The 13,593-nt window shown below is 34.3% G+C and carries 6 protein-coding genes; 1 reads left to right on the top strand and 5 read right to left on the bottom strand.

Annotated elements, in window-relative coordinates:
• Positions 1 to 5: 5 nt before the first annotated feature.
• Both BM203_RS04535 and BM203_RS04530 read right to left on the bottom strand, forming a co-directional pair.
• Positions 6 to 1,037: a sugar-binding transcriptional regulator gene (locus BM203_RS04535; RefSeq protein ID WP_090093106.1), complete on the bottom strand. Its 1,032-nt coding sequence runs from the start codon at positions 1,035 to 1,037 to the stop codon at positions 6 to 8.
• Positions 1,038 to 1,520: 483 nt separating this feature from the next.
• Entirely contained in the window at positions 1,521 to 3,047 is a 1,527-nt protein-coding gene (locus tag BM203_RS04530; RefSeq protein ID WP_090093105.1) for an LBA0864 family S-layer associated protein, read from the bottom strand.
• 174 nt (positions 3,048 to 3,221) lie between these two features.
• Here BM203_RS04530 and BM203_RS04525 point away from each other — a divergent pair, with 174 nt between their 5' ends.
• Complete coding sequence (locus tag BM203_RS04525; RefSeq protein ID WP_090093104.1) at positions 3,222 to 4,658, top strand: APC family permease; 1,437 nt, start codon at positions 3,222 to 3,224, stop codon at positions 4,656 to 4,658.
• A gap of 331 nt (positions 4,659 to 4,989) precedes the next feature.
• On the opposite strand, the gene BM203_RS04520 is transcribed toward BM203_RS04525, so the two are convergent.
• The 3 genes from BM203_RS04520 to BM203_RS04510 form a co-directional block, all read right to left on the bottom strand.
• Positions 4,990 to 7,359 carry a BspA family leucine-rich repeat surface protein gene (locus BM203_RS04520; RefSeq protein WP_090093102.1) on the bottom strand — a complete coding sequence of 790 codons (2,370 nt, stop codon included), beginning with the start codon at positions 7,357 to 7,359 and terminating at the stop codon, positions 4,990 to 4,992.
• Positions 7,360 to 7,591: 232 nt separating this feature from the next.
• Positions 7,592 to 11,089, bottom strand: a complete 3,498-nt coding sequence (locus BM203_RS04515; RefSeq protein WP_090093100.1) for a DUF1542 domain-containing protein — start codon at positions 11,087 to 11,089, stop codon at positions 7,592 to 7,594.
• Between the two features lie 707 nt (positions 11,090 to 11,796).
• Positions 11,797 to 13,533 (bottom strand): SH3-like domain-containing protein, encoded by a 1,737-nt coding sequence (locus BM203_RS04510; RefSeq protein ID WP_228150094.1) that lies wholly within the window; start codon positions 13,531 to 13,533, stop codon positions 11,797 to 11,799.
• Positions 13,534 to 13,593 lie beyond the last annotated feature (60 nt).

Genomic DNA, 13,593 nt, shown 5'->3' with positions numbered 1-13,593 from the left:
GAGAATTATTTCTCCTTTAAAATCTTATTTGAGGCACCTTCATCAGTTATTAGCCAGGTTTGATGAGGTGCATTAGGCATATAAGCATTGATTGCTTTAGCCTTATGGCTACCGCAAGCAAAAGCAAATATGTGGGGTATTTTATTTAGATTCTCGAACTGCAAGCCAACCTGTTGCACGCGGTCGACAATCTTACCTTTGTTATCGAAGAAACACCCAAAACATTCGGTAACGACTCTTTTTTCACGCAATTCAGATAGCCGCATTGCGTCATAACCTCTGCGTCGAGCCATATCATGAGCAAGTCCAATGCCGTGAATTAAAACATCTGTTTTAGAAATGTCTTCTAAAACATCAGCCACGGTAGATTCACGAATTAGTGATTTATAAGCTGCAGTTGAAACTTGCTCGGGCAAATACAATGTCTTGTATTTGCCGCCAGTTGCTACAGCCATTTCTTGAACAATTGTATTGCTTTGAATAGCAACATTTTCGCCCAAGGCACCACGTCCAGGAACAAACTCTAATTGCCGATTTTTCCCTAAACTTTTAGACAAATTTTTAGCAGATTTAGCAAGTGCTGCCCCACCAAGTACGGTGATAATCGAATGACCTAGTGGTAAAAGCAAGTCAAGCGCTGCACTGAGCTCTTCACCCATTCTTTCAAAAACTAGTTCTTGTAAATCACTATCACCTGGTACAATGATTGTTCGTTCAATGCCCAGTTTACGTGCCAAATCAATTTCGGTTTTGCGAGCATTAAACAAACGGTCAATCAATGGTGCTGCATCTTGCAACATCTTCTCGCCCTTCTCTGTCATAAACATGCCAAAATTCTTAATTTCGATTAAACCGAGATTGCGAAGATTCTCTGTTTCCGTTCGCACGTTTCTTTCAGAAAGACCCAATGCCTGAGCCACACTTCTGCGACCAACGGGCGCATTCAGCGATATCTGTTCAAGAACAAGATATCTTTGCCGAAAAACTTTTAGTATGTCAGGAACGAGAGCTTCAAGCACTGGAAATTCCGCGTACATCAACTTCTCTCCTTATCTTGGGACGCAAATTGACCCATTAGTTGTCATTTTTTGTCCCGCTTTGCCTAAAAATATAAGAGAAACGTAGACTAATAGATATTAAATCTCCCATTTCTCAATCGACACCTATAGTATAACAACCAATTTTAAATAATTCAAGAAAAACAAAGTTATGCAAGATAGCCAAGTTCTTCTTTAACTTAATCATACTACAACTTTCTTTTTTAGCGCTAAAAAAAGATTTCATTTTTACTTCTTTTTCTGCTATAATAGCTAAAGTATTGTTTGGGTCCTTAGTGTAATGGATCGCACGTAAGATTCCGGTTCTTAAAATCTGAGTTCGACTCTCAGGGGACCCATTAAGATAAAAAGCTAAGTAGTAATACCTACTTAGCTTTTTTATTATTTATTTTTATCAAAGATGCCGTAGACTTATATTTTGAAAAAAAAAAAAGGCTCACACCAATGAGCCTGCTTTTAAACTTAATTAATTTTTCCTGCTGTTAATTCACCTCGTTGGGCAAACTCAACATATAACTTGCCCTTATCGGCCGATAACCCCTCAATTTCACGTTTAACATGTAAATGATGGGTTGCTTGATAAGTACCATTTTCTGCAACTTTAAAAATGTAATCATTAAAACCAATAAAGAATTGACGGTGCTTTTTATCATAGGTAAAGCCTTGGACGGGCGAGCCATTGCTAATAAAATTACCTTTAGTAGCACCAACTTGAATAGGAGTCCAAGTATCACCTGAACGCGTTACTTTCCAATATTCATAGTAATTATTAGCACCATTATGGAAGAGACAATACATCGTGTTGTCATCCGCAAATGTCGCATTATGGATATAACGAGGTGATGTACCGCTCCAAATACGAAAACTCCAAATTTGATTAATCTTCATGTCAGACTTGCGAATTTGCAATATTTCTTCCGAATTATTTGAATTTTTCGACTTGTTATTATTGGCAATTACATAAATGTAATTCTCTGACGAACCAATCGCTTGACCATGACCCAACTTAATATATGGACTGACTTTAATATGAGAGGCATAGTGCTTAAAAGTTGACCACTTAAGTTGCGGTAAATTTTGTGCCTTAAACTTATTTATCTGATTTAAATTATATGAAACAAGGTGCCCATAAGCAGCACTGCTAGAATTAAAAACTGCAACTGTAAAATTAGCGTCCTTAACCGTTATTCCTTCTGGAATTACCCCAACTTGTCCCATCTTATCTGCGGCCTTATTATAGTCAAGGCTGACAAATCGTGGTTGAAATAGTATTGTTTTCAAAGTTAAACCATTATTTCTAAAGGCGTTTGCTCTAGTCTCTGATCTAAAATTATGGGCAGCATTCCAATTACGAGAAGAAGATGGAGAGCTACCTTTCCAAGTCGAAACTTCTTTAGGTCCGTTCATTGGACGTAAAGAAGCCCGAGCAATCCCTTCATTCTTATCAGAGCGAACTACAACATCAACACTAGCCTTAGCCGAACCATAAGTGTATTCAACTGTCGTCTTTCCTGGTGAAGCAGAATTTATACTAGAATGAGATGTTTTTACTTTAGCAAGATCAATGGCCGTTCCTTGAGCATCTGTAACATAATTAACTGCATCTTTAGGATCAAAATTAAAGGCACTATTTTGGACTAAGCTAACATTTTTGGCAACCGATATTTGATTGCGGACAAAAAAATCTTGTTTTACCCATCCTACTGGTCGTCCATCCACAATAATTTTCCAATATTCTCCCTTTTTAGTAGAAATTGACTGTTTGGACTGAATTTGAGCAAATTTAAAATATTTAGTAGAAGAAAATTTACCGGTAGGTCCCTTCTTTGAAACATGATGGTAAATCGGATAATTTACATTACCAGCAATTTTAGTAACAGCTTTATGATAAGTCTTAGCACTTACAACTGAATTATTACTTCCAATAAATAAAGCAATAACTAAAATCAAGTTTGTAATAAGCGCTAAGCTTTTAATTCTTTTCTTCATTATATACCTACCTTCTAAAATTATATATATGTATTCTTGCATAATTATTAATTATAAGCAATAGGTGTATTATGTTATCTAATTATTTATTTAAGCTATAAAATGATAGATTTTTTTCTTTGTCTAGTTTAAAATAAACTAGTTATTATAGTTTTCATTAGGAGCATTAATTTTATGATTGAATCAGAAAAAAATTCAAAAAAAATGATGTGGACCACCCTAGCAATCATGGCCTTTTCGACCGTGTGGGGATTTGGTAACGTAGTTAATGGTTTCATCTACTTTGATGGAACAAGAGTTATTTTTAGTTGGATTTTAATTTTCCTACTATTCTTCGTTCCATATTCATTAATGGTCGGCGAATTAGGATCTGTTTTTAAAGATTCCGAAGGTGGTGTTTCTTCTTGGATCAACGCTACCATGGGACCAAAATGGGCCTATTATGCCGGGTGGACTTTTTGGGCAGTCCATGTTGTTTACATCTCAAGTAAAGGTACCGGTGGTTTAAGAAGTATGGCTTGGGGCATTTTCGGTAATACTAATTGGTATGATAGTTTACCTACTGCCTGGACACAATTAGCTACTTTAGTTGTCTTCTTATTCTTCTGCTGGGTAGCCAGCCGCGGTGTGCCAGTTATTAAGACTTTGTCAACAATCGCTGGATCGTCAATGTTTATAATGTCTATTTTATTTATTTTGATGATGTTTGCCGCACCAGCAATTAATCCTCACGCAGGTTTTATGAACATAAGTTGGAATGTGAAGAATCTTATCCCTGACTTTAACGTTAAATACTTTACTTCCTTATCTATTTTGGTTTTTGCCGTAGGTGGGTGTGAAAAAATATCACCTTACGTTAATAAATTAAAAGATCCTTCAAAGAATTTCCCTAAAGCAATGATTGGTTTAGCCATAATGGTTATGGTCTGTGCCATTCTGGGAACAATTGCTTTAGCAATGATGTTTGATCCAAAAGTTGTTAATAATAACCTTAACGAATACATTTCTAATGGACCTTACATGGCCTTCAACAAGTTAGGTGAATATTATGGGGTTGGTGGCTTATTCATGTACATCTATTCATGGTGTAATGTGATTGGTCAATTCTCTACATTAGTATTAAGTATTGATGCCCCATTGAGAATGCTTTTAGGTAGTAAAGAAGCAAAGGACTACATACCTAAAAAATTACTCAAAGTTAATAAGCATGGCGCATATATCAATGGTATCTGGATGATTGTTATTCTATCTGGTGGCTTAATTGTCTTCCAGGCTCTGCTACCTGATGCTCAAGCAGTCATGGCACAATTAATTAAGCTTAACTCAATTGTGATGCCAATGCGTTATTTGTGGGTATTTGTGGCTTACATTGCTTTGCGTAAGCAAATCAAAAAATTCCACACTCCTGGTAATTACCAGATGACTAAACACCAATGGTTAGCATATTCTGCTGGTTTTTGGGCTTTCTTTATTAATTTTGCTTGCTGTCTGTTGGGAGTTTACTCAACCGATCCAGTAACTTTAACTCTAAACATTGCAACACCGATTGTCTTGTTCTTACTCGGGCTGATTCTACCGGCTATTCGCAATCATCAAGAAAATAAAGCTTAAATCAAAAGGACATTTAAAATTAACTATTTGATTTACTTTAAGAACTCATTCTGACCTATAGTTGGAGCGAGTTCTTTTAGTTTGTACTAAAATTCCATTTGAAAGTAAAACTTTAATATAATTTCCCCAATAATTAAACTCACAATTTACTGATAATTTCGCACATGAACAACTTCTTTAAAATTACAGCTAATTACTATCATTCAGCACCTCAACTTCAAACTGATGTTGTTACACTCTCATAAAAAGTGGCGCCAATAATTAATACCAACAATAAACCCGCAAATAGCTGATTCGCTGTTTGCGGGTTTAGAAAATATTGATTCATTATTTAAAAATGTTTAGCAAGGGGCCAAATTACTCCGCCAAAACTTACTAATAATAAAATGCCTCCTAATAAAAAATATAGATTCGCCAGTTTCTGATTGGTGCCAGTCTGTGGTAAAGAATTGTTAGGTGCAGCAGGATGAAGATGCCTTGAGTTAGTAGGTCGAGCTAAGTGATTAACCTTAATTGCCAATTGCTTTTTTGCTTTATTAACTGGGCAAGCTATCTCATAATGACCCAAGTCAGGATCAGTATTCTTAGGTTTCTCTATAACAGAAGCACCAGATTGAGGACCGTCACTAGTAGTAGATTTGATATACACATAAATAACTACTTGCGGCCGATCAGTAAAAAATCCAATCGCATTATCTGGCCGAGCTTTTAATTGATAACCAGCTATTTCTTTACTCATTGAAATATAGCCATCACCAACATTACCGTGAAGAATTTCATCTGAAGCTATTGTATTACCCTGAGCATCCTGATAATGAATTGTTACATCAGCGCCCTTAAGTGGGGGACGACTAGAGCCACTATCCTTTAGCAGGGAATAAACATAGATGACTTCTTGTTCAAATATGCCAAATTTCCCCTGAGCATTGCTAGGATGGTATTTAAGGTAATACTTTGCAATGTTCTTAGGTGTAGTTACATAATTTTCACCAAGTTTTCCAGTTAAAACATCATCCGGCGCTAACGCTTGATTATTTTCATCAACATACTTCACTCTGACAACTGCATCTAAATCAAAACGAACATAAGTATCTGCATCTTTTTCACCATGATAGTTTTGCTCTAAATCTGCTGCCGCAAAAACTTTACTACCCTCTGGAGAATTAATCGTACCGCGACCAACATTAGTCCATTTACCACCAATAGTTGAAAAATAGGTGCTCTGCAAATCAGTAATTTCCGTACCCAGATGAATAATCTTTAACTTAGGTAGCCCCAACATCCAAAATTTGTCCGTAACTTGCTTAGTATTAAAATTTTGAATATTTAATTCTACTAAACTGGCACAATTATCAAACATTGCCATCATACTAGTTACTTTAGCAGTATTGAAGTTGCTCAAATCCAATTTAGTTAAACTTTTACAAGAATTAAACATAATTTCCATCGTTTCAGTATTTGAAGTGTCAAAATTACTTAAGTCGAGCTGTGTCAAACTATAACAATTATGGAACATCCACCTCATATTCTTAACTTGGGCAGTATTAAATGATGACAAATCTAATTTAGCAAGACTTTCACACCCATTAAACATACCACACATATTAGTAACCTGGGTAGTATCAAAAGATTGGATATTTAAGGTGGTTAAATTACGACAGCCATTAAACATATCTGACATATCAGTTACTTTAGCTGTGTCAAAATTAGTTAAATCAAGCGACCTCAGTTGATCACACCATTCAAATAAAGAAAACATATTAGTAACCTTACTAGTATTAAAATGGCGGACATCAAGCTCCTTTACTGAATTACAGCCTTTAAACATTGCCTCCATTCTCGTCACTTTACTGGTATCAAAACTACTGATTATACTTAAATCTGCTAAGTTTTTACAATTTGCAAACATTACAGCCATATTTGATACATTAGAAGTAATTAGTTCTCTATGCAACAATTTAGTCAAATTATAGCAATTATTAAACATATAGGCCATACTAGTAACCTTGCTAGTTTCAAATGACTGTAAATCTATCTCTGACAAAGTTTGACAATTACCAAACATTCTCTCCATATTGGTTACTTTAGTAGTATTAAACGCACTTAAATCAACACTAGATAACTTCTGACAGAGATAAAACATTCTTGACATATCAGTAATTGTTGTAGTATCTACCTGATTTAGACCTTCAATTGTAGTCAAATTCGGCAATGAGGCAAACAGAGAACTTGCTGATCCAGTGATTGTTAATGGAGCTGTGATTTTTATACTTTTGATATTATTTCGCTCTTGTGGGAGTGCTCGAAAAATTGGTAGTGGATTATTAACTAGACCCCCGTTAATTGTCAATACACCCGTAGTTTGATCAAAAACTAACTGTGAATTTCCCCATTGAATCGGTGCTAGGGCTGGCCGAGGAGTAGGCGGATCAGTTTGAAATTCTGTAACCACTTGACTAGACTCTTGTTCAGATACAGCACTTGTACCTTGATCTTGGTTTGACTCAAAATAATTAATTTCTTCATTATTACTATTATCTGCACTGGATTGAATTTGATAAGAAGTAACTGTTTCTTGGTCAGTTGCACTAATAGTCTGAGTATCTGCTTTAATGACATTAAAACCAATCATGAATAAGACAAATACGTATATACTAATCAATAATAACTTTGCTTTCAATAATTTTTTGTTTACGTACATATGAAATATCTCTTCTTAGATAAGATAACTTGAGGCACTATAGTTGGGATAATTATTTAACAAAGTATACATAATATCCACCAAATATGCAAGTATGTACATAAAATATATGCAAATATATTATTGAATTATATGATTTAAAAATACAAAAAAGCGACAAACCATAATAGCTTGTCGCTTTTCATATGTAAGCTAAAGATATATTAGCAAAATCATTTAAAATGTTTACATTTTATTTTGAAGGAGTTATAGCTTTTATATCTGCCTCGGCACTCGCTTGTAATGCTTTAAGTTCAGAATGAGATTGAGCTTTCATAACTTTTGATTTAAATTCAGCTACTGTTTGCTTGATTTTATTTGCATCACCAGTTGTGTTAGCTTTAGCATATCTATTAATTCTAGTAATCACATTTGCTTTTCTTTGCTCTATAGAGATAAGCAAAGTAGCTTTATTGTTAATAGCAGCTATATCACTTACCTCTTTAGCTGATTTTAAATCTGTATTCACATTAGTTTGAATATCTTTAATCTTGTTGGCTATTTGTTCTTTATAAGTCTTATCTTCATCACTTGTAAGTTTTGATAAAGCTTTAGTATTCGAACGATCTACAGAAGCTGTGATATCAGCTGTAACTTGATCAACTACTTTGTCCTTAAGATTAAAATTTTTCATTAAACTATTAACTGTTTCACAGAAGGTACTTTGCGCATTTTCAATATCAGACAATTTACTTGCGTTATCAATTGCAAGATTAGCAACCTGTTGCGCTCCATTTAATCCCATGGAAATTGAACCCGTTGGATCCACAGTTTTATTAATCGCTCCATTAATTATAGAAAAAATACTTTCAATATTACTTTTTATACTATCTTTTTTATTTTGCAATTCGTTTGGAACTACTAATTTACCAGTATTATCAGTGGCAACCAAATTATCAATTGCCTTTAGCCAAGTATTTTTAGCATTTTCAATCAACGCAACATTAGAAGATGCCTTGATTGACTTTTCAGCACTAGAGCTTAACTTTGTAATTAAATTCTTACGATCAGTTTTATCAATATCACTAGCTTTGCTATTATCAATAGCTTCATTAGCTGTGTTAACTTTAGCTTTAATTTCATCAATAGCTGCGGCTTGCAAATCTGCTACAGGGATAGCTTTATCAATTGCACTAAAGAAACCTTCTCTTGCACTTTTAATTTCTGCAGGCTTGGTAGCTTTGTCAATCGCAGTTATTGCTGATGTAAAAGCATTATTTATTGCATCTTTAGCTGCTTGCTTCTTATCGTCAGCTAATTTATCAGCCGCTTTTAATACTGATTCTTTGATATCACTAATTAAATTACGTGCTAAAGTTCTTTGCTCTTTAAATGCATCTGGAGCTGTAACTAAGTTTTGAATAGTATTAGTCCATGTATTTTTCAAACTTTCAATTAATGCAGCGTTAGAAGCGCTGTCGATAGCCTGCTTGGCACCTTTTACTGCATCTGCAACTAATTCTTTACGAATTGCTTTATCATTCTCATCAGTTAACTTGTTTATAGCTGCATTAGCTGCGGCGGCGGCATTATCAATTGCGGCATTAGCAACGTTCTTTAAAACCTTCAGTGAATCTTCTGAAATACTGTTGCTTTTAGCATTAATACTGTCAATACCTTCTTTTTGAGCCTTAGCAACTTCTTCTGCAGTCTCAGCATTATTAATTGCATCTTTAGTCTGAGTAGCTACTGTGTCAACTGCCTTCTTGGCTTCCGTTTTTTGGGCATCATTTAAAGCAATATCCTTACTAATTCTTTCTTTAGCAGCAGTTACTGCATCATCAATTGCAACCTTAGCTGTTTGTTTAATTTCAGCAAGTTCTTCTACATTAGTAATAGCTTGCTTGCCAGATTCCACTTCTTTAGAAATTTCATCAGTTGATTTAGCTGCAGCAATTTTACTTTTTATAGTTTCAACTACTTTATCGATTGCATTTGCGCCTTCTACATTATCTTTACCAATTGAAGTTTTTGCTCTAGATGCGGCGCCAATAATTTCTGACTCTGCCAGATATTTTGGAAGGGCTAAGTTAATAGCATCTTTCCCACTAGCTATAGCTGCAGTTATATCAGCTAATGATTTACTACTATTAATCTTTTCAACAGCATTATTTTCAGCATCATCAATTACTTTATTTTCAGCAGCTAAAACGTCTTCTGGCAAATCTTTACCAATCTTACCTTTAGCAGTTTTTGCAATATCCTCTATTGTTTCAATTGCTGTAGCCTTAGCTTCTTCCAAAGAAATTTCTGTACTACTTGGAACTTGTTTTCTAATTTCATTTACAGCCGTAGCCTTTAACTGTAAGACTTCTTCAACTGTATTACCTTGTTCAACTGCAACTTTACCTTCACTTAAGGCCTTGTTTACCGCATTGATTGCCTTGGACTTATCAGCATCAGATAAAATGGAAGAAACAATTTTTAATCTAGCCTCATTTGCGGCGTCTTCTAAAACGTTAACCGCTGCAGTTTTAGTTTCTTTCAAGGTATCCGCTGGAACTTGTTGCTTGATCTGTTTTACAGCCTTAGTCTTAATTTGTAATACTTCTTCAACTGTATTACCTTGTTCAACTGCAACTTTACCTTCACTTAAGGCCTTGTTTACTGCATCAATTGCTTTTGCCTTATCAGTATCAGATAAACTAGAAGAAATAATCTGTACTCGAGCTTCGTTTGCTGCATCATCTAAGACACCAACGGCCATTAATTTTTGATCTTCTAAAGAATCACCCGGCTTAGTTGTATCTTTAGCATTAACATTAGCAACACCGTCTTTTTGAGCTTTAGCAATTTCTTCAATTGTCTTGGCATTGTTAATTGCAACCTTAGCTTGACTAACTACATCATCAACTGCTTTATTAGCTTCTGTTTTTTGCGCATCCGTTAAACTAATATTTTTACTGATTCTGTCCTTAGTTGCTTTTGCTGCATCATCAATGGCCTTAGTTGCTGCTGCTTTAGTATCTTTTAATGTATCTACTGGGGTAGTAGTATTACCTGCACCAGTATTAGAACTTGAACCAGAATTATTTGAACTAGAATTATTTGTATTTGCGTTGTTAGAGCTTGAATTATTAGTATTTTCAGCTGGCTTGTTGGTATCAGCTGGCTTGTTGGTATCAGCTGGTTTATTAGTGTCTGTTGCTGGCGTGTTTACCTTGTTGATTGGAACTTCATCGGCAACTTTCTTAGCCAAAGCCTTTACTGCAACATAACCCTTACCAGTTGAGTAATACTTCTTACCTTTAATAGTTACAGCAGTACCATAAACTTTAACACTTTGACCTTTACGTAACTTGCTATGTTTAATTACTTTACCGCTTCTAGTATACAAAGCTACACTCTTAGCAAGCTGACGGGTTTTACCATCAAGGTTAGCAGCCTTAACATATTGGTCTTTACCAATACTGTAATATGCTACACCAGCAATGGTCTTTTTACCATAAGTCTTAACTTTCTTACCAGCACTAATAGTCTGCTTAGTCTTAACTACTTTTTTACCAGCTTTTTTATAAACAGCAGAAGTCGCACCAACAACCTTGGTTTTTGCAACAACTTTCTTAGCTGATTTTACTGTAGCAGCGCTAACATTATTAGCAGCAGTAGTGCCTTCAGTAACGCCAACGGATAATAGCGCAGCACCAGCTACAGAAATTATCATTTTTTTATAAAAACTATTTTTACTCATTATTCTAAACCTCACAAACCTAAGCAAGTTATTAACAGTAACTTAAGTAGCAAGCATTAACTAAATTGTAAAAATTTTTGTTATCTTCATTGCGTGTCTAATTTACCATTAACCAATGTGACTATTTATGTTAGATTAGTCAACTTATACACATGTATAATTAAAAAATCTATCCCTTTCAACTGTCACTATTATTAGAGCCACTTATCATACAAAGAAGTAACCAAATTAATACTTAGCGCTTACTTTACTGTTAAAGCAGTTGCTCACAGCAAACATTTTTCATTGGTGATAATTTATTATAAATAGTTAATGAATATACAGACAACTGTGCAACTATATCTGCGCATCAAAAACTGAATATAAAATTACTATGTTTATGTTAGCTCTATCAGCCAAGTAGTTGAAGTTTATATAAAATAAAATTTAATTGACAATATAAAGGGATACAAATATACATATCAAATGTTATTTTTAAATAATAAGCAAGCGCTTAAATTTACTTATATACCAAAGTTTTTGGTATACGCTTTCAGAATATAAATTTATATAATAATTAATTATTTATGTCAATTATTGGAATTTTTTAAGTTTTAATAACATTTATTATTAAATAGATTAGTCTTTTAATAATTTTTTATTTTTAGCAAACTGAAATTTTAGCAACAAAAAAAAGAGCTGAAAAGCTCTTTTTTTGTTTCAACAACTTACTTAATAGCCATACTTTCTAATAATTCTGCTCGTTGAGCCAGATTAACATATAATTTATTGCCACTAACTGACATTCCTTCAATTTCGCGTCCAGTATCAAATGAGTAAGTTTGCTTTAAAGTACCATCACGCCCGAGTTTAAAAATCAAATCATTAAAAGCTAAATAGAAATTTTTGTGTTTAGGATCATAAGTAAGGCCTTGACAGGGAGCATTGTTATTAACAAAACTACCACTAGTCTTACCCACTAATTTAGGATACCAATTATCACCGCTGCGTGTTAATTGCCAAAATTCATAGCAATCATTTTTAGTATCACGGTAAACGGTATACATCTCATAATCAGACAGCATTACTCCATTTTGGAAATAACGCGGATTAGTTTGATCACCAACCCAGGTTTTAATTGTCCAAATTTTATTGATTTGTAAGTCACTTTTACGTATTTGAATTAATTCTTCTGAATCAGGTCGACCATCACGAATCGTATTAATATTATTTAAAACGTAAATATATTTATCACTAGCCCCCATGGCTTGACCATGCCCAATTGGAATATATGGACTAACCTTAATATGTTTGACATAATTGTTAAAAGCTTTTTGTGACATATCAAGTAAGTGTTGCGCGTTATAAGGGCTCTTTAAATTATTCAAGTCATAACCAACAATATGACCATTATTTAAGTTTGTATGACTTAAAAGACTAGTATAAGCCCAGCCTTGTGAAACAGTTAATCCTTCTGGAATATGCCCTACACGGTTAATATTATCATCACTTGGATCTTTAACACTTAATAAAACAGGTTGATAAAAACGCGTTCTAAGCGTTAAGTCGCCACTAATCAATTCGCGCGAATCATTTTCGGGGCTATATTCATTAGGACTGATGTAGTTAACGGAAGAACCATAATGTGTTTTCCAAGTTTTATAGTCATTGGTTCCTTCCTGTGTCGGAAAGGAATTAACTACTTCGGCGTCAGCAATACCTTCTGTAGTACTCTTTCTGACAGTCACTTTTACGGTTGCAGAAGTATCACCGTAAGTATACTTAACTTTATAAGTTTTAGGAGTAGCGCAATCTATACTATCTCTTGAAACTTCAACTTGTTCATTATCAATTACTGTACCCATGCCGTTAGTTACATATGAGATTGCATCTTTAGGGAAAAAGCTATAATACTCATTACGTACTAAACTTACAGTCTTGGGTACAGCAATTTGATTACGGGCAAAGAATTTTTCATTAACATAGCCTACTTCACGACCATTTACATATATACGCCAGTAGCGATTTTTCTTAGTTTCAATTAATTGATCTGATTGAATATGGCTATAACGATAGTTAATTCCATCAGCGATTTTTTTGCTAACTTTACCATCAACTACATCTTGCCATACCGCATAATTCTTAGTACCGGCAACTTTAGTCATCATTGCAAAACCTGTAATAGTTTGCTTAGGCTTAGATTTTTTTTGGACTGCTGACTGGCTATCATCAGTCTTATCCTTGGCAGAGCTATCAGTCTTATCCTTAACTTGACTGTTTGAATCATCACTATCAGATTTAGTATCATCAACTGATTTACTAGCATCATCTTGCTCTTGGTCTTGCCTTTGTGCTTGCGAATCACTTGCATCTGCCGCTAAAACTGAAACAGTTGCTAATTGGCTTGAAACAGCAAAATTTGACATTAATAGTGTAATCGCAGCTAATTTTTTAAAAAGCTTCAAAATAGTTCCTCCAAAATTTTAAATTCCTTTTACATTATAATATAAAAATAACATTACAGA

It is taken from the genome of Lactobacillus bombicola (assembly GCF_900112665.1).
GTDB lineage: Bacteria > Bacillota > Bacilli > Lactobacillales > Lactobacillaceae > Lactobacillus > Lactobacillus bombicola.
Note: the sequence above shows the minus strand (reverse complement) of the source record. Positions and strands in the feature narration are given on the sequence as shown.

What these genes read in the sequence shown, in the direction of transcription:
- BM203_RS04535 (WP_090093106.1), bottom strand. Translation starts at nt 1,037, where the DNA reads ATGTACGCGGAATTTCCAGTGCTTGAAGCTCTCGTTCCTGACATACTA.
- BM203_RS04530 (WP_090093105.1), bottom strand. Translation starts at nt 3,047, where the DNA reads ATGAAGAAAAGAATTAAAAGCTTAGCGCTTATTACAAACTTGATTTTA.
- BM203_RS04525 (WP_090093104.1), top strand. Translation starts at nt 3,222, where the DNA reads ATGATTGAATCAGAAAAAAATTCAAAAAAAATGATGTGGACCACCCTA.
- BM203_RS04520 (WP_090093102.1), bottom strand. Translation starts at nt 7,359, where the DNA reads ATGTACGTAAACAAAAAATTATTGAAAGCAAAGTTATTATTGATTAGT.
- BM203_RS04515 (WP_090093100.1), bottom strand. Translation starts at nt 11,089, where the DNA reads ATGAGTAAAAATAGTTTTTATAAAAAAATGATAATTTCTGTAGCTGGT.